The organism is Kitasatospora sp. NPDC004531 (assembly GCF_053602195.1).
The window spans coordinates 12,951-38,360 of sequence record NZ_JBSGDD010000025.1; the positions used below are offsets into that span (position 1 = coordinate 12,951).

Consider the following 25,410-nt stretch of genomic DNA (forward strand, 5'->3'; position numbering starts at 1 on the left):
CGGAACTCCGCCATGACCTGCGACTCCGTCCGTCCTTCCGGGGTGCTTCACCCCTCGGGGGCTGATCGGGTAGCCGGGCGGCGCGTTAGCGGGGGCTGCCCGTGAGCGCCGCATAAGGATGGAGTAGCGTTTGGCCCGCATAAGCATTCAAACCGTGCCCGTGGCCGGACCGCCGGGGAGACCAGACAACGGACTCCCGACGGCGGTGCGTTCGCGGGCGAGACTTCGGGAAGGCGCTACGTGAGTCCCAACGGCTCCGACCGCTCGCCGCGGCGCACGATGCGGCGGAAGCTGCCTCAGGCGCTGGCACTGGGCCTCGTCATCGCGACCGCCACCGGCTGCTCGGCCAACGACCTGCCCAGGCTTGGCCTCCCCAGTCCCGTCACCAAGGAAGGCCCGCTGGTCCTTCACATGTGGCAGGGCTCGTGGATCGCGGCTCTGGTTGTTGGTGCATTGATGTGGGGTCTGATCCTCTGGAGCGTGATCTTCCACCGGCGCAGCCGCACCAAGGTGGAGATCCCCGCTCAGACCCGGTACAACGTGCCCATCGAGGCGCTGTACACCGCGGTCCCCCTCGTCATCGTCTCGGTGCTGTTCTACTTCGTCGCGCGCGACGAGGCCACCCTGACGAAGGTCTCCGAAAAGCCCCAGCACACGATCAACGTGGTGGGCTTCCAGTGGAGTTGGGCGTTCAACTACGAGAACAGCGAAATCCCCGACCCGTCGAGCACCACGGCGGCGTACGAGGTCGGCAGCACCAAGGAGGCTCCGACCCTCTACCTGCCGATCAACGAGTCGGTGAAGTTCCGGCTGACCTCGAACGACGTCATCCACGACTTCTGGCCCGTCAACTTCATGATGAAGATGGACGTCGTGCCCGGCGTGGTCAACGAGTTCGAGGTGACCCCGACCGCGTACGGCACTTTCCGCGGCAAGTGCGCCGAGCTCTGCGGCGTCGACCACTCGCGGATGCTCTTCAACGTGAAGGTCGTCTCGCACGACGAGTACGAGGCGCACCTGAAGGGACTCCGCGACAAGGGCCAGGCCGGCGCGGTTCCCGCAGGCATCCTCCCCACGGGAAGTAGTGAAGAGAAGTGACCATCCTCAACGAGCCCGCCGCGGCCGCTGGGGCAACCGGGGCCGTCACCTCCGGGACCCCGCGCGTGCGCAAGCCGGGCAACGCGATCATCAAGTGGCTCACCACCACTGACCACAAGACGATCGGCACCCTCTACCTGGCGACCTCGTTCGCGTTCTTCCTGATCGGTGGCGTGCTCGCCCTGGTCATGCGCGCCGAGCTCGCCCGGCCGGGTACTCAGATCCTGTCGAACGAGCAGTTCAACCAGGCGTTCACCATGCATGGCACGATCATGCTGCTGATGTTCGCCACCCCGCTGTTCTCGGGCTTCGCCAACTGGATCATGCCGCTCCAGATCGGCGCCCCCGACGTCGCGTTCCCGCGTCTGAACATGTTCGCCTACTGGCTGTACCTGTTCGGCTCGATCATCGCGGTGGCGGGCTTCCTGACCCCGCAGGGCGCCGCCGACTTCGGCTGGTTCGCCTACTCGCCGCTGTCGGACGCGGTCCGCTCGCCGGGCATCGGCGCCGACATGTGGATCATGGGCCTGGCCTTCTCCGGCTTCGGCACCATCCTCGGTGCGGTCAACTTCATCACCACCATCATCTGCATGCGCGCCCCCGGCATGACGATGTTCCGGATGTCGATCTTCGTCTGGAACACCCTGCTGACCGCCGTGCTGATCCTGCTGGCCTTCCCGGTGCTGGCCGCCGCGCTGTTCGCCCTGGAGGCGGACCGCAAGTTCGGGGCGCACGTCTTCGACCCGACCAACGGTGGCGCCATGCTGTGGCAGCACCTGTTCTGGTTCTTCGGTCACCCCGAGGTCTACATCATCGCGCTGCCGTTCTTCGGCATCATCTCCGAGATCATCCCGGTCTTCAGCCGCAAGCCGATGTTCGGCTACTCCGGCCTGATCGCCGCGACCATCGCCATCGCCGGCCTCTCGGTGACGGTGTGGGCGCACCACATGTACGTGACCGGACAGGTACTGCTGCCGTTCTTCTCGTTCATGACCTTCCTGATCGCGGTCCCGACCGGTGTGAAGTTCTTCAACTGGGTCGGCACCATGTGGAAGGGCTCGCTGAGCTTCGAGACCCCGATGCTCTGGACGATCGGCTTCCTGGTCACCTTCCTGTTCGGCGGTCTGACGGGTGTGCTGCTCGCCTCCCCGCCGATCGACTTCCACGTCTCGGACTCGTACTTCGTCGTCGCGCACTTCCACTACGTGGTCTTCGGCACCGTCGTCTTCGCGATGTTCGCCGGCTTCCACTTCTGGTGGCCGAAGATGACCGGCAAGATGCTGGACGAGCGCCTCGGCAAGATCACCTTCTGGACGCTGTTCTTCGGCTTCCACACCACGTTCCTGGTCCAGCACTGGCTCGGCGCGGAGGGCATGCCCCGCCGCTACGCCGACTACCTGGCCGGTGACGGCTTCACCGCGCTGAACACGGTCTCGACCATCGGCTCGTTCCTGCTGGGCCTGTCGATGCTGCCGTTCCTCTACAACGTGTGGAAGACCGCCAAGTACGGCGAGAAGATCACCGTTGACGACCCGTGGGGCTACGGCCGTTCGCTGGAGTGGGCGACCTCCTGCCCGCCGCCGCGGCACAACTTCACCACGCTGCCGCGTGTCCGCTCGGAATCCCCGGCGTTCGACCTGCACCACCCGGAGATCGCCGCGCTGGACTACCTCGAGAACCACGGTGAGACGGCGAAGCACTTCGAGGGTGTCACTCCCGCGCAGTACGACCGCCCCTCCCTGGGCAAGGGCAAGGAGGGCGACGCCCGATGAAGGAACAGGGAAAGATCTTCGCGGGTCTGGCCGTCTTCACGCTGGCCATCGCCATCACGTACCTGGTGTGGACCACGAAGTCGGACCACGGCCTGGAGGCCGCCGGCACGACCGCGCTGTTCCTGGCCTTCGGCCTGTGCGCGTTCATCGGTTTCTACCTGGCGTTCACCGCCAAGCGGGTGGACACCGGCGCGGGTGACAACCCCGAGGCCGAGGTCTCGGACGACGCCGGCGAGCTGGGCTTCTTCGCCCCGCACAGCTGGCAGCCGCTGTCCCTGGCGGTCGGTGGCGCGCTGGCCTTCCTGGGCGTCATCTTCGGCTGGTGGCTGCTGTTCTGGTCGGTTCCGGTCCTGCTGATCGGTCTCTACGGCTGGGTCTTCGAGTTCTACCGCGGCGAGAACCAGAACCAGTAAGGTTCCGGATTCGCAAGCCGTACGGCGGGCCGGGTACTCCCTTCGGGGGGTGCCCGGCCCTCGTCGTTCCCGCGGATTCCCCCTCCCGGGTTACCCGGAGTGCCACCGGGGTGACGCCTTCCTACGCTTCGAGGCAGGTTCCAACCTGGGAGGTTCCGTTGAAGGGCTCTCGGATAGTCAGTACCCGGACCACGCTCGCCGCCCTGCTGGTGATCACACCGGCCGCGGCCTGTTCCACCGGTGGTTCGAAGGACTCGTCCCACCAGATCGACGTGGCGCCGCTGATCCACACGTCGGCCGCCGGGGAGAAGGCCGACCCGGCGAAGGCGTTCAGCGTGACCGCGGACGGCACCGCCAAGCTCGGCGAGGTCACCGTCACCGGTCCGGACGGAAAGCCCGTCGCCGGGCAGCTGGCCGCCGACCAGCAGCACTGGCAGACCACCGACCCGCTCCGGGCCGGCGCCGGATACACCGTCAAGGTGACCGCCGAGGACGGCCGGGGCGGGCACGGCGAGGCCGACTCCAGCTTCACCACGGCCCCCGCGCAGCACGTGATCAGCGCCGAACTCGGCCCGGACAGCTCCGGCAGCGGCGTCTACGGCGTCGGCCAGCCGCTCACCGTGAAGCTGTCCGAGAAGGTCACCGACCCGGCGGCCCGGCAGCAGATCGAACGCGGCCTGACGGTCACCTCGCAGCCCGCCGTGACCGGCGCCTGGTACTGGGTGGACGACCAGAACCTGCACTTCCGCCCGCAGGAGTACTGGCCGGCCAACGCCACCGTCCGGCTCGACTACGACCTGCCCGGCATCCGGGTCGCCGACGGCGTGTACGGCGGCGAGGAGAAGAGCCTGGCGCTGCGGACCGGCGACCGGGTCGAGGCGGTGATCGACGCCAGCAGCGACGAGCTGACGTACAAGCGCAACGGCGAGGTGGTCAGGACCATCCCGGTCACCACCGGCAAGCCCGGCTTCGACACCCGCAACGGCGTCAAGGTGGTGCTCGGCCAGGAATCATCCGTTCGGATGAGCGGCGAGACCATCGGCATACCCGACGGCAGCAGCGAGTCCTACGACCTGGACGTGAAGTGGGCGACCCGGGTCACCTGGAGCGGCGAGTACGTCCACGCGGCGCCCTGGTCGACCTGGGCGCAGGGCCGGCAGAACGTCAGCCACGGCTGCACCGGCATGAGCACCGAGAACGCGAAGTGGTTCTTCGACAACACCCGGGTCGGTGACCTGGTGCAGGTGGTCAACAGCCTGGGCCACGACATGGAGCCGTTCGGCAACGGCTTCGGCGACTGGAACATCGACTGGGACGAGTACGTCAAGCACAGCGCCCTCGGCAAGCCGGTGAGCACGGCGGCGCCGGAGAGTGCGGTGAACCCGACCCCGAACCCGTTCGCCGCGCAGCGGTAGGCGCCCGTCGCAGCCGCGAGGTCCGCCCGGCAGGCCGACTGCCGGGCGGACCCTTGCGCGCGTCAGCGGTGGACGGCGTCCAGGGCGGCCAGGACGGCCGCCAGCGCTTCGTCCCGGCCGAGGCCGAGGCGGGCGGTGCGGGCGGCGTACTCGGCGGCGGCGTCGGCCGCCAGGCGGTGCGAGGTGTCCCCCGTGGGGGCGATGGTGGTGCCGGCCCGGCCGCGGGTCTCGACCACGCCGTCCGCCTCCAGCTCGCGGTAGGCGCGGGCCACCGTGTTGGCGGCCAGGCCGAGCTGCTCGGCCAGCGCGCGGACGGTGGGGAGCTTCAGGCCGATCGGGAGTTCACCCGTACGGGCCTGGGCCGCGATCTGCGAGCGCACCTGCTCGTAGGGCGGCGTGGAGGACTGGGGGTCGATCGCCACGTGCACCCGGCCAACATAACAGGGCGTCGGGCCGGTGCCGGAGAAATATGCCAGAACCCCCACCGGCCGGAGCCGATGGGGGTTCTGACGTGGCGTGACAGCTAGGGATCAGTGGTGGCCGTGGCCGCTGGTGATCTCCAGGTACTCCTCGGAGGTGGGCTTGGCGATCTGGTTGCCCTCGCCGTAGAAGCCCTCGGAGAGCTTCGTACGGGTCTTGGCGACCACGCCGGCCTTGCGGGCCACACCGTTCTCGTCGGTCTCCGCGGGCAGCTCCAGCGGCTGGGGCTGCTCGTGGGCGGTGAGGGTGTGCAGGTCCTGCGGCGACAGCGGCGTGTGGACCTCGACGAACTCACCGTGCGGCAGGCGCTTGATGATGCCCGACTCGCGGCCGTGCAGCACCTTGTCCTTGTCGCGGCGCTGCAGGCCGAGGCACCAGCGCTTGGCGACGAAGAAGGTGATGACCGGCACCACGAAGAAGCCGACCCGGACCATGTAGGTGATCGTGTTGATCGACATGTGCAGGTGAGTGGCGAACAGGTCGTTGCCACCGCCGGCCAGCAGGACCAGGTACAGCGAGATCCAGGCCGCGCCGAGCGCGGTGCGGACCGGGGCGTTGCGCGGGCGGTCCAGGATGTGGTGCTCGCGCTTGTCGCCGGTGACCCAGGACTCGATGAACGGGTAGACCGCGATCGCGACCAGGACCAGCGGGAAGAGCATCAGCGGGATGAACACGCCCAGGTTCAGGGTGTGGCCGCCCCAGACGGAGATCTCCCAGCCCGGCATGAAGCGGATCAGGCCTTCGGCGAAGCCCATGTACCAGTCGGGCTGGGCGTCGGTGGACACCTGGTCCGGACGGTACGGGCCGTACGCCCACACCGGGTTGATGGTGGCGATCGCGGACATCGCCGCGATGATGCCGAACACCAGGAAGAAGAAGCCACCGGCCTTGGCCATGTAGACCGGCATCAGCGGCATGCCGACGACGTTCTTCTCGGTCTTGCCCGGGCCCGCCCACTGGGTGTGCTTGTGGTAGAAGACCAGGATCAGGTGCGCGACCAGCAGGCCCAGCATGATGCCCGGGATGAGCAGCACGTGGATGGTGAAGAAGCGCGGGATGATGTCCGTGCCGGGGAACTCGCCGCCGAACAGGAACATCTGGATGTAGGTGCCGACGATCGGCACCGCCAGGATCGCGCCCTCCATGAAGCGGATACCGGTACCCGACAGCAGGTCGTCCGGCAGCGAGTAGCCGAAGAAACCGTCGAAGAAGCCCAGGCACAGCAGCAGGAAGCCGAACAGCCAGTTGATCTCGCGCGGCTTGCGGAAGGCGCCGGTGAAGAAGACGCGCATCATGTGCACGAACATCGCCGCCACGAAGACCAGGGCGGCCCAGTGGTGGATCTGGCGGATCAGCAGACCGCCGCGGATCTCGAAGCTGATGTTCACGGTGGAGGCGTACGCCTCCGACATCCGGATGCCGTTCAGCGGCAGGTAGGAACCGTGGTAAACGGTCTCCGCCATGCTCGGCTTGAAGAACATCGTCAGGTAGACACCCGTGAGGATGATGATGATGAAGCTGTAGAGGCAGATCTCACCGAGCATGAAGGACCAGTGGTCCGGGAAGATCTTGCGCAGGTTGGCCTTGGCCAGGGAGTAGATCCCCAGCCGGCCGTCGACCCAGTCCGCAGCTGCCTCGGCCTTGTTGGCGGGCTTGGCGCGCGTGCTGGCCGGCTTGGAGGCACCGCCGGTGGTGCCGCTCGCGGTGCTCATCGCTTGCGCTCCCAGTAACTCGGGCCGACGGGCTCGTCGAAGTCGCCGGTGGCGACCAGGAAGCCCTGCTCATCGGTGGTGATCTTCAGCTGGGGCAGCGGGTGGCCCGCCGGGCCGAAGATGACGCGAGCGCCGTCCGCCAGGTCGAAGGTCGACTGGTGGCAGGGGCAGAGCGCGTGGTGGGTCTGCTGCTCGTACAGCGAGATCGGGCAGCCGACGTGGGTGCAGATCTTCGAGTAGGCGAGGATGCCCTCGAAGCCCTTGTCACGGGACTTGGCGTCCTTGATGTCCTCCGGAGCGATCCGGATGAGCATCAGGGCGTCCTTGGCGATCTGCTGCTGGAAGTCGTGGTCGTCCTCCTCCAGGCCGTGCGGCTTGGCGAAGGTCAGCGAGCCCTGAATGATGTCCTCGGGCTTCATCGGCTGGTCGGTGTTCATGTTGACCAGGCGGATCGGCTCGGAGGGCTTGGCCTCGCCCCAGCCGGTGTGCATGAGCTTGTCCTGGGGCATCGGGCCGAGGTCGCGCAGCAGCACGACGCCGGACAGCGGCACCAGGGCCATCGAACCGATCAGGGTGTTGCGGATCATCTTGCGACGGCCGAAGCCGGACTCCGCGGCACCGGTCTTGAACTGCTCGATGACGTCGTTGCGGACCTCGTCCGAGGCCTCGATCGGGTGACGCTCGGCCGGCAGCTCGTGGTCCGACATCAGGGTGCGGGCCCAGTGGACCGCGCCCGCGCCGATGCAGAACAGCGCCACGCCGAGGGTCATGCCCAGGGCGAAGTTGAGGGCGCTGACGTGGCCCAGCGGGAAGATGTAGACCAGCTTGTCGGCGTCGATCGCGGCGTAGGACGCGATGAAGCCGACGGTCGCCAGCATCGACACCACGAACATCAGCGACACCTGGCGCTCGGCCCGCTTGGCGGCCCGCTCGTCGATGTCGGTCCGACGCGGTTCGTGGGCCGGCAGGCCCGGGTCGGCGAACGGGTCGTCGTGGGTGACGACCTCAGCGCCGTGGGAGGCGTCGTGGGCCTCCGGCAGGTTCTCTGACATGTCGTGGCTCATGACTTCTTGGCCTTGGTGGTGTGGGCGGCGACCCAGATCGCGATCGCGATCAGCGCGCCGAGACCGAAGATCCAGCTGAACAGACCCTCGGTGAACGGGCCGAGGCTGCCCAGGGCGAGACCACCGGGGTTCGGCGCTTCGTTGGTGTTCTGGACGTACGCGATGATCTCGCGCTTCTGCTCCTCCGGCATGGTGGTGTCGGGGAACGACGGCATGTTCTGCGGGCCGGTCTGCATGGCCTCGTAGATGTGCTTGGAGTCCACGCCCTCCAGGGACGGGGCGAACTTGCCGTTGGTCAGCGCGCCGCCCTTGCCGGCGAAGTTGTGGCACTGGGCGCAGTTGGTGCGGAACAGCTCGCCACCCTTGGCGACCTGCTCGGCGTTGGTGACCTTGTCCTCGGACGGCTGGTACTGCTCCGTGGTCGGAGTGACCGGGCCGGGGCCGAGCGAGGCCACGTAGGCGGCCAGCTGGTCGATCTCGGACTGGTTGTAGACGGTCTTCTTGCGCGGGACCTGCGCGCCCGGCTGCTGGGCCGGCATGCGGCCGGTGGCGACCTGGAAGTCGACAGCGGCGGAGCCGACGCCGACCAGCGACGGACCGTCAGAAGTGCCCTGGCCGTTCAGGCCGTGGCAGGAGGAGCAGCCGACGGCGAAGAGCTTCTTGCCCTCGTCGATGGCGAGCGACTGCGAGGAGCTGTCGGCCTGCGCCTTCTCGGCGGGCGCGAAAGCGGCGTACAGCCCCCCGGTGGCCGCCAGGGCGAGAAGTAGAACGACGACCGCCGCCAGTGGGTGGCGCCGTCGTGCGGAGAGCTTTTTCACGGAATAACCCCGGTGTCAGGATCTGGTCGGCAGCAGCCTGCCCCCGACTCCCATGCGTCGTGACGACGCCGGGTCAGGGGCGGGGCGGCTGTTACTTGATCAGGTAGATGGTCGCGAACAGGCCGATCCACACAACGTCGACGAAGTGCCAGTAGTACGACACCACGATCGCCGCAGTGGCCTGCTCGTGAGTGAAGCGCCGCGCCGCGTAGGTCCGGCCGAGGACCAGCAGGAAGGCGATCAGACCACCCGTCACGTGGAGTCCGTGGAAGCCGGTGGTCAGGTAGAACACCGTGCCGTACGGGTCGGAGGACAGCGACAGGCCGTCCTTCTTGACCAGCTCGGTGTACTCGAAGATCTGGCCGCCGATGAAGATGGCGCCCATCACGAAGGTGATCACGAACCAGGAGCGCAGCTTCTTCACGTCACCGCGCTCGGCGGCGAACACGCCGAGCTGGCAGGTGAGTGAGGAGAGCACCAGGATCGTGGTGTTGACCGAGGAGAAGGGCACGTTGAGGGCATGGGCCTTCTCGTGCCAGAACTCGGCGCCCTTGACCGAGCGGAGGGTGAAGTACATCGCGAACAGGGCCGCGAAGAACATCAGCTCCGAGCTCAGCCAGACAATGGTTCCCACGCTGACCAGGTTCGGCCTGTTGACCGCTCCGTGCGCGTGTCCGGTTTCTGTTGCTGTTGCTGTCGCCACGACGGACATTATGTCGGTCCCTTATTCCGTCTTCACGCCGGGGGGTCTCCCTCGGAGTGTCCGGTGCGTGAGGTATGCCCGCCTCGCGGCCCGTCCGTTTTCTGACGGTTGTTCGGACCGGGTGAGGGAACTGGGCCGCCGGGGTGAGCTCGTGGCGCGGCGGCTTGAGCGAGATCGGGTCGGGGTCTCTCCAGGACGGGCCCGCCGGAGTAGCATCCGTCCCAGGACGTGGTCCGGGTCACACTGGGCCGTTCGGTCGGGGGCCGCGCGCGATCGCGGCCCGGGGCGGACACCGTGGACGCAGCGGACACATATAAGAGGACGAGCACCAGGAAGCAGGGGACATGGCGCAGCAATCCGACGAGACGCTCACCGTTCTCGTCTACAGCGACGACCGCAACACCCGTGAGCAGGTGACCCTCGCCCTCGGCCGCCGCCCCGCCGGGGACCTTCCCGCGCTGGAGTATCTGGAGTGCGCCACCGCCCCCGCGGTGCTCCGCGCGCTGGAGAAGGGCGGCGTCGACCTGTGCGTGCTGGACGGCGAGGCGGTGCCGGCCGGCGGGCTCGGGCTGACCAGGCAGCTCAAGGACGAGATCTACGGCTGCCCGCCGGTGCTGGTGCTGATCGGCCGCCCGCAGGACTCCTGGCTGGCCGCCTGGAGCCGGGCCGACGCGGCGATCTCGCACCCCGTCGACCCGGTCGCGCTCGCCGACGCCGCGAGCACCCTGCTGCGGGCCCGGGTGGCCCGGCGGGCGCCGGCCGCGCGCTGAGCCGTTCCCGGCCGGGCCGCCGTCCCGGGGCGCTGTCTCAAGGGGAGAGAAGGGGACGGCAACCCAGGGCGGCCGTCCCCGCTCGCTCGATAGGCTGACTCCGATTCCTCTGCGACAAGAAGAGAGCTGGAGACGGCCATGGTGAACGTGCACTCTGCGAACGGCGGTAGCGACCCCGCGCAGGTGGTCCGCACCTGGCCCGACCTCCTGATGGCGCTGCTGCGCGGGGAGGACCTTGCCCAGGCCGACACCGCCTGGGCGATGGACCGCATCATGAGCGGCGAGGCCAGCCCCGTGCAGGTGGCCGGCTTCCTGATCGCGCTGCGCGGCAAGGGCGAGACGGTCGAGGAGATCGCCGGCCTGGTCGAGGCGATGTACGCGCACGCGGTGCCGCTGGACATCCCCGGCCCGGCCGTGGACATCGTCGGCACCGGCGGCGACCGGGCCAAGACCGTCAACATCTCCACCATGTCGGCGGTCGCCGCCGCGGCGGCCGGCGCGAAGGTGGTCAAGCACGGCAACCGCGCCTCCTCCTCGGCGTCCGGCTCCTCGGACGTGCTCGGGCGGCTCGGCATCAACCTGGACCTGGACGCCCGGCGGGTCGCGGCGGTGGCCGAGGAGGTCGGGCTGACCTTCTGCTTCGCCGCCAAGTTCCACCCCTCGATGCGGCACACCGCGCAGGCCCGTGCCGAGCTCGCCGTCCCCACGGTCTTCAACATCCTCGGCCCGCTCACCAACCCGGCCCGGGTCGGCGCCCACGCGGTCGGCTGCTTCGACACCCGGCTCGCCGCTCTGATCGCCGGGGTGCTGGCGCGGCGCGGCGGACAGGGACTGGTGTTCCGGGGTGACGACGGGCTCGACGAGCTGACGATCACCACCACGTCGCACGTCTGGGTGATCCGCGACGGCAAGGTGACGGAGACCCGGTTCGACCCGCGGGACGTCGGGATCGAGCTGGTCGGGATCGAGGCGCTGCGGGGCGCCGACGCGGAGTTCAACGCGGCCGTCGCGCGGCGGGTGCTGAACGGGGAGCGCGGGCCGGTGCGGGACGCGGTGCTGCTCAACAGCGCGGCCGCGCTGGTGGCGCTGGAGCTGACGGACGCGCCCCTGGGCGAGCAGCTGGGCGCGGCGATGGTGCGGACGGCGGCGGCGATCGACTCGGGGGCGGCCGGGGAGCTGCTGAAGCGCTGGGCCGACGCCACGCAGTGAGCTCCAACGGTCCGTCCGGCGAAGGGAGTTGACCCCGCCGGGCGGACCGTCGCCGTTCGCGGGGAGCGGGCGCGGATGGCGGGAGTGTTTCAGCATGTGGCCGGGACTTGAGTCAACTCCAGGCTCGTGTAAGGTGCTTCGCAGGTCATGAGTGGCAGCGACAAGCCCCAGCTTGCTGTCCGGCAACCCTCCGTCCGTGGCGGGGTGCCCTGGGTGAGGACCGGGCTGCGTGGCGATCCGTCCGCGCGGCAAGCGCGGACTTCCGGTCGATGCACCCGGGGTCCTTACCCTGTGGAGGAGTGCATCCATGTCTGTGACCGCCGAGATCTGTGCGCCGCTGGCCGTGCTGGGCCAGGACGTCGAGGTTCCGCTGGCGTCGGGGGAGAAGGTCGGCTACGCGGCGCTGGACTACGCGGCGAGTGCGCCGGCGCTGGCCCGGGTGTGGGAGGACGTCGCGGCGTACGCGCCGTACTACGGGTCGGTGCACCGGGGCGCCGGGTACCTGTCGCAGCTGTCGACCGACCTGTTCGAGCAGAGCCGGCGGACCGTCGCGGAGTTCCTGGACCTGCGGGACGGCGACCAGGTGGTGTTCACCCGGGCGACCACCGACTCGCTGAACCTGCTGGCGGGGGCGGTGCCGGCCGGGACCGAGGTGTTCGCGTTCGAGACCGAGCACCACGCCTCGCTGCTGCCCTGGCGCCGCGACGGCCTGACGGTCCGCTACCTGCGCGCGCCGCGTTCGCACGGCGAGGCGGTGGCCGCGCTGGAGGAGGCGCTGCTGGCGGCGGCCGAGGGGCCGAAGCTGCTCTGCGTGACCGGGGCGTCGAACGTCACCGGCGAGCTGTGGCCGGTCCGCGAGCTGACCGCGGTCGCCCACCGGTACGGCGCGCGGGTGGTGCTGGACGCGGCCCAGCTGGCGCCCCACCACCGGGTGTCGGTGCGGGAGTTGGACGTCGACTGGATCGCGTTCTCCGGCCACAAGCTGTACGCGCCGTTCGGGGCGGGCGTGCTGGCGGGCCGGGCGGACTGGCTGGACGCGGCGGAGCCGTACCTGGCCGGCGGCGGGGCGAGCCGGACGGTGGCCCGGGAGCTGGACGGCTCGGTGGCGGTGGAGTGGCACACCGGCCCGGCCCGGCACGAGGCCGGTTCGCCGAACGTGATCGGCGCCTACGCCATCGCCTCGGCCTGCCGGGCGCTCACCGAGGCGGGCTTCGACGCGCTGGAGGCCCGGGAACGGGCGCTGGTGGCGAAGCTGACGGAGGGGCTGGCGGCGATCCCCGAGGTGCGGGTGCTGAGCCTGTTCGGCGAGGACTCCGAGCGGGTCGGCGTGGTGTCGTTCGTGGTGCGCGGCTGGAACAGCTCGCACTTCTCGGCCGCGCTGTCCGCCGAGTACGGCATCGGCGTCCGGGACGGGCTGTTCTGCGCGCACCCGCTGGTGCGGACCCTGCTCGGCGGCGAGGACGCCGCGCCGAGCCAGTGCGGCGCGCCCGAGCCCTCGCTGCCGGGGGAGCGGAGCCTGAACGCGATCCGGGTCAGCTTCGGCGCCGGCACCCCCGTCGAGCACCTGGACCGGTTCCTGGGGGCCGTGCGGGACCTCGTCACCGACGGCGCGCGGTGGAGCTACCGCAACGAGGGCGGGCGCTGCGTCGCCGACACTCGGCAGCGCTGAGTCAGCCGTCCAGGCCGAGCGAGAACGCGGCCTCCAGGTCGTGCTGCGAGTAGGTGCGGAAGGCGATGTGGGTCTCGGTGTTGGAGACGCCCGGGACCTTGTTGAGGCGGCCGGGGATCACGTCGGCCAGCTCCTCGTGCCCCCGCACCCGCACCATCGCGACCAGGTCGTAGGTGCCGGTCACGGAGTAGACCTCGCTGACGCCCTCGATGGCCGCGATCGCCTCGGCGATCTCGGGGATCCGGTCGACGCTGGTGTTGATGAGGACGATCGCGGTGATCACTGAGCAACTCCTGTTCGAGAAGGTGCGCTCAGGGTATCGCCCGCCGGACGGGCGGCCCAGGCGAACAGCCAGCCGGTCACGAAGCCGATCACGTGCACCAGGTAGGCCACCCCGCCGCCGCCCGAACTGACGGACCACCACTGGAGCGCGAACCACAGGCCGAGCACCAGCCAGGCCGGGAACCGCAGCGGCAGGAACAGCAGCACCGGCACCAGCACCGTCACCCGGGCCCGCGGCCACAGCCGCAGGTACCCGCCCAGCACCCCGGCGATCGCGCCGGACGCGCCGACCAGGGCGCGCGTCCCGTCCGCGCTGTGCGCCTCGGCCACCGCGTAGCCGTAGGTGGCCAGGTAGCCGATCGCCAGGTAGCCGATCAGGAAGCGGATCCGGCCCAGCCGGCTCTCCACGGCCGGGCCGAAGACGAACAGGAACAGCAGGTTGCCGACCAGGTGCAGCCAGCCCGCGTGGACGAACAGCGAAGTGAGGACGGAGAGTTCGGGGATCTTGGAGGGCGTCGGCGGGAGCGTGCAGCCGGGCGTCGGCGAGGCCAGCCGGTCGGCCGTCAGCGGGCGGCCGCTCAGCAGCTCGGCGGGGACGGCGCCCCAGCGGTGCTCGTAGCGCTGCTCGGCGCAGGCCCGGGCGGCGCCGCTGCCGTACCCCGGGTTCAGGCCGGCCGGGCCGACCAGCAGGACCAGCGCGGACAGCGCGATCAGCAGGTAGCTGACGACCGGGGTGCGGGCGGTCCGCGCGGCCGCCGGCGAACCGGCCCGGGCGGGGGCGGAAAGCACCATGCCGGTCAGCATTCCTCGGGGGCGCACCCGCGACACCGGGCGCTGCTCCGGACGGGTGAGCGTCCGGGCACTGGACCGGTGACCCGGGCGTCACCGTCCAGGCAATAGGCTGGAGGCCCGGAAACCGGGACCAGCCGAGAGGGACCACTGATGACCATCGCCGCGCCGACCGCCGAGACCCGCTGGCGCTGCACCCTGTGCGGCAACCTCACCCGCTTCGACGTCACCCGGTCCTCCCGGGTGATCGACTTCCTGCACTTCGACCTGGCCGGCGACTCCAAGGTCGAGGAGACCCAGGTGCTCGCCGAGACCATCGAGTCGGTGCGCTGCCGCTGGTGCAACGCCGTCGACCAGGTCGAGCTGGTGGCCCGCCCGGGCGCCGAGGAGCCCGCGGAGGGCGGCCCCGCGCAGGGCTGACGCACTTCCACCGCCCCGCGTCCCCGTCCGCGCCCCGGACCGGGGCGCGGGGCGGACTCGTCGGCGGGGTGCTGTCGGTGCGGCACGGTAGACGGGACAATTGCAAGCAGCGGCGGACACCAACGCCCCCGGCACCCGCCGGGGCCCGCCCGGACCAGGATCGGAGCCGAGAACAGTGGCGGAGGCAGCGAACGCGCCCGCGGGCACGGACGGGACCGCGCCCGCTCCGGTCCAGCAGACCCCGGAGCCCGCTCCCGGCGGCGAGGACGGCAACGGCGACACGGCCGCCCGGGCGCTGCCCGAGGGCGTGCGCCGGCGAGTGGTCGGCATCGCCTCCGACGCGCTCGGCGGCATCCCGGCCGGCGAGCTGCCCGCCGCGCTGCGCCCGTACGCCAAGTTCACCCCCGCCCGGCGGGCCAAGTACGCGGCCACCGCGCTGGCCGCCGCGCTGGAGTCCGACCCGGCGTTCCGGGTGCGGATAGCCGAGCGGCTCCGGCTCGGCCAGCCCGACCTGGTGCGCGCCCTGGAAGCGGGCACCGTGCCGGCCGCCGCCGACCCGATGGACGTGGCCGCCGCCGCGTACCTGGTGCGCCCGGCCGGCTGGGGGCGACTGGTCGAGGAGGCCGGCGAGCAGGCCGAGCGGGTGGACGCCGAGGGCGCCGCCGCCGAGGCCGCCCGGCTCGCCGAGAAGCTCCAGGCGGAGCTGGCCGAGACCCGCTCCGCCGCCCGCGCCGAACTGGACCGCCACCGCGCCGAGTCCGAAGGGGTGCGCCGGGAGGCCGACTCGCTGCGCAAGAAGGTCCGCTCGCTGGAGGCCGACACCCGCCGGGCGCAGGCCGAGAGCCGCCGGCTGGCCGCCGAGCTGGAGGCCGCCCGGGCCGCCGCCGCGGCCGAACGCGGCGCCGCCGAGATCGAGGCCCGCCGGCTGCGGCACCGGATCGCCGAGCTGGAGACCGCCGTGGAGACCGGTCGGCGCACCGCCCGCGAGGGCCGCAGCGTCGAGGACATGCGGCTGCGGCTGCTGCTGGACACCGTGCTGCAGTCCGCCCAGGGCCTGCAGCGGGAACTGGCGCTGCCGGTGACGGCGCTGCGCCCCGCCGACCTGGTGGAGGCCGTCGAGCCCGGTTCGGCCTCGCCGCACGCCGTGGCCCGGCGCGGACTGGCCGAGGACGACCCGGCGCTGCTGGACCAGCTGCTGGCCATCCCGCAGGTCCACCTGGTGGTGGACGGCTACAACGTGACCAAGACCGGGTACCCGCAACTGCCGCTGGAGCAGCAGCGGTTGAGGCTGCTGGGCGGGTTGGCGATGCTGGCCCAGCGGACCCAGGCCGAGGTGACCTGCGTGTTCGACGGCCAGGACCTGGACGTGCCGGTGATCATGGCCCCGCCGCGCGGGGTGCGGGTCCGGTTCAGCCGGACCGGGGAGACCGCCGACGAGCTGATCCGCCGCCTGGTGCGGGCCGAGCCGCAGGGCCGGCCGGTGGTGGTGGTCTCCGCGGACAAGGAGGTCGCGGACGGGGTGCGCAAGGCCGGCGCCCGCCCGGTGGCCTCGGTGCTGCTGCTGAACCGGCTGTCGCGCAGCTGAGCCGGCTGACGCCCGGTCAGCGGCCGTGGGGCGTCCGGAGTGTGTCGGTGTGGTGAAGAGGGGCGGGGAAGGGGAACCGGGAGCCCCTCGGGAGTGGACGCGGGGGCAGGGACTTCACTAGGGTCTGGCGTCAAACCTATATTCCGGATGATCGCCCGATTGGGTGAGTCCAGCAGGAAGAAGGAGCACCGCCTTGGCCTCCCACCGCCGTCCCAAGCAGCCGAGTCGCGCCCGGGTGACCGTGCTCACCGCTGCCGCCGCGACCGCGGTCGCCCTGTCGGCCCAGGTGAGTGCGCACGCCGCACCGGCCAAGCCCAACAAGGACGAGGTCAAGGCGCAGGTCGACAAGCTGCTCGACGAGCAGGAGCAGGCGGCCGAGAAGTACAACGGCGCCAAGGAGAAGGCCGACCAGCTGCGCAAGCAGGCCGACCAGCTGCAGGACCAGGTCGCGCGCGGCCAGGAGCAGCTGACCGAGCTGGCCTCCGGGCTGGCGGCGGTGGCCGGCGACCAGTACCGGCAGGGCGGCATCGACCCGTCGATGAAGCTGATGCTCTCCGCCGACCCGGACAAGTACCTGGCCCAGGCGTCCTCCTTCGACCAGGCCGCCAGCACCCAGGCGGACACCCTGAAGTCGCTGCAGGACCAGCAGCGCCGGCTGGACCAGCAGAAGCAGGAGGCGGCGGACGTCCTGGCCGAGCTGGACAGCCAGACCCAGACGCTCAACAACGCCAAGAACGACGTCAAGAGCAAGCTGGAGGAGGCGCAGACCCTGCTCAACACGCTCTCCGCCGCCGACCGCCTCTCGATCACGCAGGGCGGCGGCACCGCTTCGCGCGGCGCCGACCGGGTCGACCTGAGCAACCTGCCGCAGGCGGGCGGCTACGCCGGCGTCGCGGTGTCGAAGGCGCTGGGCAAGCGCGGCGCGCCGTACGTGTGGGGCGCCACCGGCCCGAGCAGCTTCGACTGCTCCGGTCTGATGGTGTGGGCGTACGCGCAGGCCGGCGTCTCGCTGCCGCGCACCTCGCAGGCGCAGGGCAGCTACGGCACCAACGTGGGCACCGACTGGCACAACGCCCAGCCCGGTGACCTGGTGGTCTACTACGGCGACCGGCACCACGTCGGCATGTACATCGGCAACGGCATGGTGGTGCACGCGCCGCACACCGGCGACGTGGTGAAGACCATGCCGGTGGACGCGATGCCGATCTCGACCATCCGCCGGGTCTGACGGCCCGAAGAATCGGACATATGCCCCCAGAGGGCCGCAATTGACGTGCTGTGACACGCCCGGACGCGTCGAGATCGCGCTGTGATCTCGAACACGTCCGGGCGTGGTGTTTCTCCGGCGTGCGGCGGGAAATGCTACGCACTGCGCAACGAAACCCTTACGTTCGGTCAGTTTCACAATCGAAATTGACTCAGATTCAGATTTTTTTCCGACAAGGATTTGAACGGATCACGGATCGGTTACTAGGGTCTTGGTTCGACCGCCGCAGAGTCGATCGCCCAAGGGGGGCGACGGCGGAGGTCGCCGCCGAGTCCGTGACGCAGCGGGCGGGTCGTCAGAAGGCGATCCGCCGACGGGGATGCCCCAGCCGGGGCTGCTGTCGAACGGAGCCGGGGAACCACGTTCCCCCGGGGTGAATCGGCGCCGGGTCGGCCGCGACAGCGGGCGGTGAGGCGCTGTAGGGCATCTCTTCCGGCCCGAACCCGTCAGCTCACCCGGTAGGCGGTGTGAGGAAGAAGGAGTCCGCCTTCGTGGCGTCCCATCGCCGTCCCAAGCCCGCGAGCCGCGCCCGGGTCTCGATTCTCACCGCCGCTGCCGCCACCGCCGTGGCGCTGTCCGCCCAGAGCGGCGCGCACGCCGACCCGGCGCCCAGCAAGGACCAGGTCAAGCAGCAGGTCGACCAGCTCAACGAGCAGGCCGAGGTGAAGATCGAGGCGTACAACGCCTCCGTGGAGAAGCAGCGGGACCTGCAGAAGCAGGTCACCCAGCTCCAGGACCAGCTGGCCCGGCAGCAGGACCAGGTGACCACCGTCCAGGAGAGTCTGGCGAACATCGCCGCCGAGCAGTACCGCAACGGCGGCATCCCGCAGACCATGCAGCTGATGCTGTCCAGCAACCCGGACGACTTCCTCGGGCAGGCGGGCGCGCTCAACGCGGTCGGCTCCAACCAGTCGGACCTGCTCAAGAACTTCAAGGCCGAGCAGGCCAAGCTGGACGGCCAGCGCAAGGAGGCCGAGCAGAAGCTCGCCGAGCTGGACACCACCACCAAGGCCCTGCAGGCCGACAAGGAAGACGTCAAGGCCAAGCTGGCCAAGGCGCAGGAGCTGCTCAACACGCTCACCCAGAAGGAGCGCGACGAGCTGAACGCGGCCGAGGCCAAGGCCGCCGACGCCTCGCGCAGCCAGGCCGAGCGGGCCTCCCGCGACACCGTCCGCACCGACCTCAGCGCCCCGGCGCCGGCCGGCTACGCGGGCGCCGCGCTGAACGCCGCGCTGTCGAAGCTGGGCAGCTGGTACTCCTACGGCGCGGCCGGCCCGAGCACCTTCGACTGCTCCGGCCTGATGCAGTGGGCCTACGCGCAGGCCGGCGTGTCGATCCCGCGCACCTCGCAGGCCCAGGCGGGCGCCGGCACCAACATCGGCACCAACATCGCCAACGCCCGGCCCGGCGACCTGGTCATCTACTACGGCGACATGCACCACGTCGGCATGTACGTCGGCAACGGGCAGATCGTGCACGCACCGCGCACCGGTACGCAGGTCCGCTACGAGTCCGCCACCGTGATGCCGATCGTCAAGATCGTCCGCGTCTGACGGCCCCCTCCGGCCGCTCCGGCCCGGCACCCCGCACGGGGGTGCCGGGCCGCGGTCGTTCGAGTGTCCGATTCGCGGTCGAATATTCGAGCTTGTCGGGGTTTGGACTGGATCGATCGGACTCGCTAACCTCTGCCCCGGCCCCCCGTGCGGACGGCCGCCCGACCGGCGGGCGGCGGCGGAGGCCGGCCGCAGGAACGGAGTCGTCGCACGTGTCCGTGCACCGTCGCCCCCCACTGCCCGGTGTCCAGCGCCTCGCCCGGGTTCTGGCGCTCACCGCCGCCGCGACCGGGGTGCTCCACCTGGGTGTCGCGCCGGCCGGCGCCGCGCCGACCGATCCGCCCGACCGCGGCGACGTCAAGGCGCAGGTCGACCAGCTGTACGAGGAGGCCGAGCAGGCGTCCGAGAAGTACAACGCCGCGCAGGAGCAGCAGCGCCGGCTGCAGCGCGAGGCCGGCACGCTGCAGGGGCAGGTCGCCGCCGGGCAGGACGACCTCAACCGGCTGCGCGCCGACCTCGGCGCGGTGGTGGCCGCCCAGTACCGCGCGCAGGGCGTCGATCCGACCGTCCGGCTGATGCTCGACCACGACCCGGCGTCCTACCTGGCCGGGGCCCGCGCCCTCGGCCAGGCCACCGCGCGGCAGAACGACGTGCTGCGCGAGCTGAACGAACGGCAGCGCCGGCTGGACCAGCGCCGCCAGGAGACCACCGCCAAGCTCGCCGAGCTCGAAGCGGCCCGGGAGCGGCTGGCCGCCGCCAAGGACGAGGTGCGCAGCCGGCTCGCCGCGGCGCAGCGGCTGCTCGGCGGCCTCAGCGCCGCCGAGCGGGCCCGGCTCGCCGACGACGACGCCCGGGACGCCCAGGACCGCGTCACCCGCGGCCGCGACCGGTTCGACCTCGGCGACCAGCCGCCCGCCTCCGAGCGCGCCGCCGCCGCGCTGAACGCCGCCGTCTCGAAGATCGGCTCCCCGTACGTGTACGGATCCTCCGGGCCGGGCTCGTTCGACTGCTCCGGTCTGATGTACTGGGCGTGGCGGCAGGCCGGAGTGACCCTGCCGCGGACCTCGCAGGGGCAGGCCACGGCCGGCCGGCGGGTGAGCCTCGCCGAAGCCCGGCCCGGAGACCTGGTGATCTTCTTCAAGGACAGGCACCACGTCGGCATGTACGCCGGCGGCGGCGTCGTCGTGCACGCCCCCCATCCGGGCGCCCGGGTCCGCTACGAGAGTGTCAGCGCGATGCCGGTCAACTCGGTGGTGCGGGTCTGAACCAGCACGAGCCCCTGGTCACCGACCTGCCGCCCCGAGCTCCGCGGCCGGCCGGGGCGTCGCTGTCCCGGCGGGCCGCGCTGCTGGTCGCCGCCGGGTGCGCCACCCAGCTGTCGCTGCCCCGGGCGCGGCCGGCCGGGCCCGCCGCGCCGGCCGCCGCCCCGCTCGGGCCGGGCGCGCCGTCCGGGGCCCGGGACGTTGTCGCGCAGGTGCTGGCGCGACGGGCGGCCGCGATCCTGCGGCGCGACCTCGCCGGGCTGCCGACGGCGGCGGGTGCCGAGGAGGCCGACCGGGACCTGATCGCGCGCACCGCCGCGATCCGCTTCACCGAGTACACGCTGCGGCTGACCGCGTTCTCCGAACCCGCGCCCGGGGCCGACCGGTTGACCGTCGGCGCCGAACTCGGCTACCGGATCGCCGGGGTGGACGACTACCCGGCGCTGCTGGAGCGGCAGATCGAGCTGCAGCGGGAGCCGGCCGGCTGGCGGGTGCTGCGGGAGACGCCGACCGGCGCGGTCGCGCCCTGGGACCTGGGCGCCGTCCGGACCGCGAACGGGCAGCACAGCGTGGTGCTGGGCCTCGGCGAGGACACCGAGCTGGCCGACCTGGCCGCGCTCGCCGACCGTGCCGTGCCCACCGTCGAATCCGTCTGGGGCACCTGGCGGCCCGGCCCGCTGCTGCTCGAACTGCCGCTCACCGTCCAGCAGTTCGCCCGCCGGATGGACGTCTCCGCGGACGCCTACCAGGGCATAGCGGCCGTCACCCTGGCGGTCGGCGGCGCGCCGACGCACACCCCCGCCGACCGGATCGTGGTCAACCCCGAGGCGTACCGGCAGCTCAGCGACCTGGGCCGGCGGGTGGTGGTGACCCACGAGGCCACCCACGTCGCCACCCGGGCCGACACCAAGTCGTGCACCCCGCTGTGGCTGTCGGAGGGCGTCGCCGACTACACCGGCTACCAGGGCACCGGGCGCACCACCCGGCAGATCGCCCCCGAACTGGCCAGGGACGTCCGGGCCGGGCGGATGCCCGACGGGCTGCCCGCCGACGAGGCCTTCGCCGCCGGGTCGGCCGGCATCGCCCAGGCCTACGAGCAGTCCTGGCTGGCCTGCGACCTGATCGCCCGCCGGTACGGGCCGCAGCGGCTGGTGGCGCTCTACCGGACGGTCGGGCAGTACGGCACCGGCGGCCTGGAGCGCGCCTTCCGGGCCGAACTCGGCCTGGGCGTCGCCGAGTTCACCAAACACTGGCAGGGCGAGGTGGCCGGCCTGCGGGAGTGAGCGGTCAGCCGGCCAGCGCCCGCTCCAGGCCCGCCGCGTCCAGGAACGCGGTGTGGGTGCCCGCCGTGGTGCAGGCGAACGCGCCGGCCGCCGCGCCCGTGCGCATGCACTCCTCGACCGGGCGGCCCGCCAGCCGGCCGTGCAGGAAGCCGGAGACGAACGCGTCGCCCGCGCCGTTGCTGTCCACGATCGGCGCGCCCGGGTCGACCGCCGGGAAGTGCCGGGGCGCCGCGTCGTCGCGGGTGAGCAGGAACGCGCCGTGCGCGCCCGCCGTGGCCACCACCAGTTCGGCCCGGCCGTGCTCCAGGACCGACCGCATCACCGCCTCCGGGCGGTTGCCGAGGCCGGCCGCCGACAGGAACACCACGTCGGAGCGGAGCGCGTAGAACCGGTGGTGCTCGTTCTCGCCGTCCCAGGCGTGCAGGTCGGTGGAGCTGGAGCGGCCCAGCCGTTCGACGTCCGGGTACATCTCCCGGTTGACGCCGGTGATCGACAGGTGGACGTGCTTGGCGCGCTCCAGCAGCGGCAGCCAGAACGCGCGCGGCAGCCGGGCGTCCGCCGGGTGGCGGCCGTCGTAGAACGAGAACCGCAGGCCGTCCGCGTCCACCAGGTTGACGCTGCGCGGGGTGCCGTTGGGGGCCGGCAGGTGGCTGAAGTCCAGGCCGCGGCGGGCGTATTCGGCCAGCACCAGGGCGCCCTGCGGGTCCTCGCCGAGGAAGTCGGCGAGCTTGGTGCGCAGGCCCAGCGCGTGGCAGGCGAGGGCGACGCCGTTGCCGGTGTGCGCCGGGTAGTCGAGGACCGGGGGGACGTGCGCCGAGTCGCGGCCGGACGGGATCTCCAGGCGGTCCACCCGGACGATGGTGTCCACGCCGACGCCGCCGACGATCAGGATGTCGTAGTCGATCATCCGGCGATGGTGGCAGCGAAAAGCCCGGCCCTGCAAGCACTTTCAGAAACTTGCAGGGCCGTCGCGGGACCGTTCAGGAGCGGTCGGCCGGGGTGAGGTCGTCCAGCAGGTCCTGCTCGTAGGCGATGCCCGGGCGCACCGGGTACGGCGGGGCCGACTGCCCGGCCGGCAGCACCACCGTGGTCAGCGCCTCGCGCCGCCGGGTGGAGCGCCACAGCCGGTACGCCGACAGCACGGTGGCCGCCAGCAGCACCAGGTTGCGGGCCGTCAGCACCAGCACGCCGGGCAGCTCGCTGCGGTTCACCAGCCCGAACATCACCGGGAACTCCAGCGTGGTCAGCACCGTGGCCACCAGCACCAGCAGCGCCACCGGGCGCTGGCTCGTCCCGCGCACCGTCAGGCACACCGCCGCCAGGCCGACCACCCAGACCATGTACTGCGGGCTGATCACCCGGCTGGTCGCCGTGAACACCAGCAGCGCGCACAGCGCCGCGTCGAACGTGGTCGCCGAGGTCCAACGGGCCGCCCGCAGGCGCCAGATCAGCAGCCAGCCGAAGCCGGCCACCGTCATGCCCACCATCACCTTGGAGATCACCGGCACCCACGGGCCGAGGAACTCCACCGAGCCGTAGTTCATCGTCACCGTGCCGTGCCAGGACCCCGCCAGCTTCGCGAAGTGCAGCGGCAGCGCGCCCAGCGACTCGATCTCGATGCCCCGCTCCGACTGGAACTTCAGGAACTCGAACGCGCCGTTCATGCCGGCCGTCAGCAGGAAGCCCAGCGCCCCCGCGAACGTCGCCGCCCAGGTCCACGAGCGGCGGGTGCGCCGGCCGCGCGGCGTGCCGAACAGCGCGAGCAGCGGCCAGATCTTCAACAGGCCGCCCAGGCCCAGCAGCACACCGCCCAGCGCCGGGCGGCGCAGCACCACCAGCAGGCCCGCCACCGCCAGCGCCGTCACGATGATGTCGTACCGGCAGTACACCGTCGGTCCGAGCAGCGGAACGCCCACCAGCCAGTACCAGGCACCCAGGTAGCTGCGGCCCCGGCGGATGCCGGCCCGCATCAGCAGCGCCATCGCCGCCGCGTCCACCGCGACGCAGATCACGAAGAACGACACCAGGTACGACCACGGCAGCAGACCCGGCAGCAGGATCACCAGCGCGGCGCCCGGCGGGTACTGCCAGGTCACGTCGTCCAGCGGGAAGGTGCCGGTGCGCAGCACCTCGTACCAGCTGTGGTAGATCACCGAGACGTCTGCCGTCACGTCCGTGTTGGCGATCCGCAGCACCCCCGAGACCACCAGGACCAGCAGCGTCCGGGAGACCACCCAGCCGGCCGTCAGCACCCACAGCGGGCGGCGGCTCGGGGCGGGGCCGGGCGGGACGGAGCCGGGCGAGGCAGGCAGCGCCGGGGGCTCCGAACTTCCGGGCCGTTCGGCCTGGGCTGACTCCACTACGCTCCTTCGGGTCGTCGCGTGCGCACCGGCGCCGGGCGGGCACGCCGGGGGGCACCGGTTAAGGACCACCAGCACACCGCATCGGTTGCGGCGGTGTCCTCTCACTTCTCCGAACCGTGTCCGAACCTTCCGGGCCTGCGGCGGTCCCGCCGTGTCCCGCCGTCGTGACGGTGCGGGCCGCGTTCCCGGCGGACGGGCACGGTGACCTATCGTACGGACCACTCACGGGTACTCCGAGCACCCCCTGACCGAGCGAGCCGCGGCACATGAACAGAACCCTCATCGTCACCAACGACTTTCCGCCCAGGCCGGGCGGCATCCAGGCGTTCGTCCACAACATGGCCGTCCGTCAACCCGCCGGGTCGATCGTGGTGTACGCCTCCACCTGGCGGGACGGACGCGAAGTTGCCGAGTTCGACGCCGCGCAGCCGTTCCCGGTGATCCGCGACCGGACGCGGATGATGCTGCCGACCACCCGGGTCACCCGGCGGGCGGCGGAGATCCTGCGCGCCGAGAAGTGCACCTCCGTCTGGTTCGGGGCCGCCGCGCCGCTCGGGCTGATGGCCCCCACGCTGCGCCGGGCCGGCGCCGAGAGGCTGCTCGGCATGACCCACGGGCACGAGGCGGCGTGGGCCCAACTGCCGGTCTCCGCGCAGCTGTTGCGGCGGATCGGGGGCAGCACCGACGTCCTGACGTACCTGGGCGAGTACACCCGGTCGCGGATCGCCCGGGCGGTCGGACCGCGGGTCGCTTCGCGGATGGTCCAACTGCCGCCGGGAGTCGACGAGTCGACCTTCCGGCCGGATTCCGGCGGGGACGCGGTGCGGGCGCGGCTGGGGCTGACGGAGCGGCCGGTGGTGGTGTGCGTGTCGCGGCTGGTGCCGCGCAAGGGGCAGGACACCCTGATCCGGGCCTTCCCGCGGGTGCTGGCCGCACAGCCCGACGCGGTGCTGCTGATCGTCGGCGGCGGGCCCTACCGGGGCGAGCTGGAGAAGCTCGTGGACTCGGTGGGGGTGCGGCGGTCGGTGGTCTTCACGGGGGCGGTGCCGTGGGAGGAGCTGCCCGCGCACTACGGGGCGGGCGACGTCTTCGCGATGCCGTGCCGGACCCGGCGGGGCGGGCTGGACGTCGAGGGGCTGGGGATCGTCTATCTGGAGGCCTCGGCGACGGGGCTGCCGGTGGTCGCGGGGGACTCCGGCGGGGCGCCGGACGCGGTCCGCGAGGGGGAGACGGGGTTCGTGGTGCCGGGGAAGGGCGGCGAGACGGTCCTGGCGGAGCGGCTGGTGCGACTGCTCGGCGACGCGGAGCTGCGGCGGGAGATGGGGGAGGCCGGGCGCAAGTGGGTGCACGACGCCTGGCGGTGGGACATGCTGGCGGACCGGCTGACGGGGCTGCTTGAGGTTCGGTGACAGGAGGGGGTGCGAAACCAGGGAGCGCACCACCAGGGGCGCGTGGGGGCACCTCCCGGCCCGCTAGGGCTGGG

The 25,410-nt window shown here is 71.5% G+C and carries 23 protein-coding genes and 2 riboswitches; of the genes, 14 read left to right on the forward strand and 9 right to left on the reverse strand.

All coding sequences use genetic code 11. The features are described from left to right. Positions 1-240 precede the first annotated feature (240 nt). The 4 genes from ctaC (at position 241) to ACWEMJ_RS13385 (ending at position 4,698) form a co-directional block, all read left to right on the forward strand. Entirely contained in the window at positions 241-1,098 is an 858-nt protein-coding gene (gene ctaC / locus ACWEMJ_RS13370) for an aa3-type cytochrome oxidase subunit II (RefSeq protein ID WP_084223437.1), read from the forward strand. Then, complete coding sequence (ctaD, locus tag ACWEMJ_RS13375; RefSeq protein ID WP_452137142.1) at positions 1,095-2,870, forward strand: aa3-type cytochrome oxidase subunit I; 1,776 nt, start codon at positions 1,095-1,097, stop codon at positions 2,868-2,870. The genes ctaC and ctaD overlap by 4 nt, the downstream gene beginning before the upstream one ends. Then, positions 2,867-3,283: a cytochrome c oxidase subunit 4 gene (locus ACWEMJ_RS13380; protein ID WP_452137143.1), complete on the forward strand. Its 417-nt coding sequence runs from the start codon at positions 2,867-2,869 to the stop codon at positions 3,281-3,283. Before ctaD ends, ACWEMJ_RS13380 begins: the two co-directional genes overlap by 4 nt. 158 nt (positions 3,284-3,441) lie before the next feature. Then, positions 3,442-4,698: an Ig-like domain-containing protein gene (locus ACWEMJ_RS13385; RefSeq protein WP_452137144.1), complete on the forward strand. Its 1,257-nt coding sequence runs from the start codon at positions 3,442-3,444 to the stop codon at positions 4,696-4,698. 62 nt (positions 4,699-4,760) lie between these two features. Here ACWEMJ_RS13385 and ACWEMJ_RS13390 read toward each other — a convergent pair whose 3' ends face one another. The 5 genes from ACWEMJ_RS13390 to ctaE form a co-directional block, all read right to left on the reverse strand. Further along, on the reverse strand, positions 4,761-5,126 hold the full coding sequence (locus tag ACWEMJ_RS13390) for a GntR family transcriptional regulator (protein ID WP_452137145.1): 366 nt from the start codon (positions 5,124-5,126) through the stop codon (positions 4,761-4,763). Positions 5,127-5,228: 102 nt separating this feature from the next. Continuing rightward, positions 5,229-6,890 carry a cytochrome bc1 complex cytochrome b subunit gene (gene qcrB, locus ACWEMJ_RS13395; protein ID WP_452137146.1) on the reverse strand — a complete coding sequence of 554 codons (1,662 nt, stop codon included), beginning with the start codon at positions 6,888-6,890 and terminating at the stop codon, positions 5,229-5,231. Beyond that, entirely contained in the window at positions 6,887-7,942 is a 1,056-nt protein-coding gene (qcrA, locus tag ACWEMJ_RS13400) for a cytochrome bc1 complex Rieske iron-sulfur subunit (protein WP_452137147.1), read from the reverse strand. The genes qcrB and qcrA overlap by 4 nt, the downstream gene beginning before the upstream one ends. An 8-nt stretch (positions 7,943-7,950) precedes the next feature. Next, positions 7,951-8,772 carry a cytochrome bc1 complex diheme cytochrome c subunit gene (qcrC, locus tag ACWEMJ_RS13405; protein WP_452137148.1) on the reverse strand — a complete coding sequence of 274 codons (822 nt, stop codon included), beginning with the start codon at positions 8,770-8,772 and terminating at the stop codon, positions 7,951-7,953. Between the two features lie 91 nt (positions 8,773-8,863). Then, a complete protein-coding gene (gene ctaE, locus ACWEMJ_RS13410) occupies positions 8,864-9,484 on the reverse strand; it encodes an aa3-type cytochrome oxidase subunit III (RefSeq protein WP_452137149.1) in 621 nt (206 codons plus the stop codon). Positions 9,485-9,819: 335 nt separating this feature from the next. Between ctaE and ACWEMJ_RS13415 the strand changes: the two genes are divergently transcribed. The 3 genes from ACWEMJ_RS13415 to ACWEMJ_RS13425 all read left to right on the forward strand — a co-directional run bounded on the left by ACWEMJ_RS13415 (position 9,820) and on the right by ACWEMJ_RS13425 (position 13,123). Next, positions 9,820-10,245 carry a hypothetical protein gene (locus ACWEMJ_RS13415; protein WP_452137150.1) on the forward strand — a complete coding sequence of 142 codons (426 nt, stop codon included), beginning with the start codon at positions 9,820-9,822 and terminating at the stop codon, positions 10,243-10,245. Between the two features lie 138 nt (positions 10,246-10,383). Continuing rightward, positions 10,384-11,454 (forward strand): anthranilate phosphoribosyltransferase, encoded by a 1,071-nt coding sequence (gene trpD / locus ACWEMJ_RS13420; protein ID WP_452137151.1) that lies wholly within the window; start codon positions 10,384-10,386, stop codon positions 11,452-11,454. Between the two features lie 143 nt (positions 11,455-11,597). After that, positions 11,598-11,715, forward strand: a riboswitch (SAM riboswitch). Positions 11,716-11,761: 46 nt separating this feature from the next. Continuing rightward, positions 11,762-13,123, forward strand: a complete 1,362-nt coding sequence (locus tag ACWEMJ_RS13425; RefSeq protein ID WP_452137152.1) for an aminotransferase class V-fold PLP-dependent enzyme — start codon at positions 11,762-11,764, stop codon at positions 13,121-13,123. A 1-nt stretch (position 13,124) separates the two neighbouring features. Here ACWEMJ_RS13425 and ACWEMJ_RS13430 read toward each other — a convergent pair whose 3' ends face one another. Continuing rightward, positions 13,125-13,406 (reverse strand): Lrp/AsnC ligand binding domain-containing protein, encoded by a 282-nt coding sequence (locus ACWEMJ_RS13430; RefSeq protein WP_452137153.1) that lies wholly within the window; start codon positions 13,404-13,406, stop codon positions 13,125-13,127. Continuing rightward, positions 13,403-14,197, reverse strand: a complete 795-nt coding sequence (locus tag ACWEMJ_RS13435) for a rhomboid family intramembrane serine protease (RefSeq protein ID WP_452137154.1) — start codon at positions 14,195-14,197, stop codon at positions 13,403-13,405. The genes ACWEMJ_RS13430 and ACWEMJ_RS13435 overlap by 4 nt, the downstream gene beginning before the upstream one ends. Before the next feature lie 150 nt (positions 14,198-14,347). Here ACWEMJ_RS13435 and ACWEMJ_RS13440 point away from each other — a divergent pair, with 150 nt between their 5' ends. The 6 genes from ACWEMJ_RS13440 to ACWEMJ_RS13465 all read left to right on the forward strand — a co-directional run bounded on the left by ACWEMJ_RS13440 (position 14,348) and on the right by ACWEMJ_RS13465 (position 21,564). Continuing rightward, a complete protein-coding gene (locus ACWEMJ_RS13440; protein WP_452137155.1) occupies positions 14,348-14,614 on the forward strand; it encodes a hypothetical protein in 267 nt (88 codons plus the stop codon). Positions 14,615-14,789: 175 nt separating this feature from the next. After that, the gene (locus ACWEMJ_RS13445; RefSeq protein ID WP_452137156.1) at positions 14,790-16,199 is read left to right on the forward strand and encodes an NYN domain-containing protein; all 1,410 of its coding nucleotides are present in this window, start codon (positions 14,790-14,792) and stop codon (positions 16,197-16,199) included. Between the two features lie 193 nt (positions 16,200-16,392). Then, positions 16,393-17,427, forward strand: coding sequence for an NlpC/P60 family protein (locus ACWEMJ_RS13450; protein ID WP_452137157.1), 1,035 nt, complete (start codon positions 16,393-16,395; stop codon positions 17,425-17,427). Between the two features lie 355 nt (positions 17,428-17,782). Further along, a riboswitch (cyclic di-AMP (ydaO/yuaA leader) is annotated at positions 17,783-17,947 on the forward strand. Positions 17,948-17,957: 10 nt separating this feature from the next. Next, positions 17,958-19,019, forward strand: a complete 1,062-nt coding sequence (locus tag ACWEMJ_RS13455; protein WP_452137158.1) for an NlpC/P60 family protein — start codon at positions 17,958-17,960, stop codon at positions 19,017-19,019. Positions 19,020-19,231: 212 nt separating this feature from the next. Beyond that, positions 19,232-20,284: an NlpC/P60 family protein gene (locus ACWEMJ_RS13460; protein ID WP_452137159.1), complete on the forward strand. Its 1,053-nt coding sequence runs from the start codon at positions 19,232-19,234 to the stop codon at positions 20,282-20,284. Positions 20,285-20,493: 209 nt separating this feature from the next. After that, entirely contained in the window at positions 20,494-21,564 is a 1,071-nt protein-coding gene (locus tag ACWEMJ_RS13465) for a hypothetical protein (protein ID WP_452137160.1), read from the forward strand. A gap of 4 nt (positions 21,565-21,568) precedes the next feature. Here ACWEMJ_RS13465 and ACWEMJ_RS13470 read toward each other — a convergent pair whose 3' ends face one another. Together ACWEMJ_RS13470 and ACWEMJ_RS13475 are read right to left on the reverse strand one after the other, a co-directional pair. Continuing rightward, positions 21,569-22,471: a carbohydrate kinase family protein gene (locus ACWEMJ_RS13470; RefSeq protein WP_452137161.1), complete on the reverse strand. Its 903-nt coding sequence runs from the start codon at positions 22,469-22,471 to the stop codon at positions 21,569-21,571. 73 nt (positions 22,472-22,544) lie between these two features. After that, entirely contained in the window at positions 22,545-23,924 is a 1,380-nt protein-coding gene (locus ACWEMJ_RS13475; protein WP_452137162.1) for a glycosyltransferase 87 family protein, read from the reverse strand. 269 nt (positions 23,925-24,193) lie between these two features. Between ACWEMJ_RS13475 and ACWEMJ_RS13480 the strand changes: the two genes are divergently transcribed. After that, entirely contained in the window at positions 24,194-25,336 is a 1,143-nt protein-coding gene (locus ACWEMJ_RS13480) for a glycosyltransferase family 4 protein (RefSeq protein ID WP_452137163.1), read from the forward strand. Positions 25,337-25,410 lie beyond the last annotated feature (74 nt).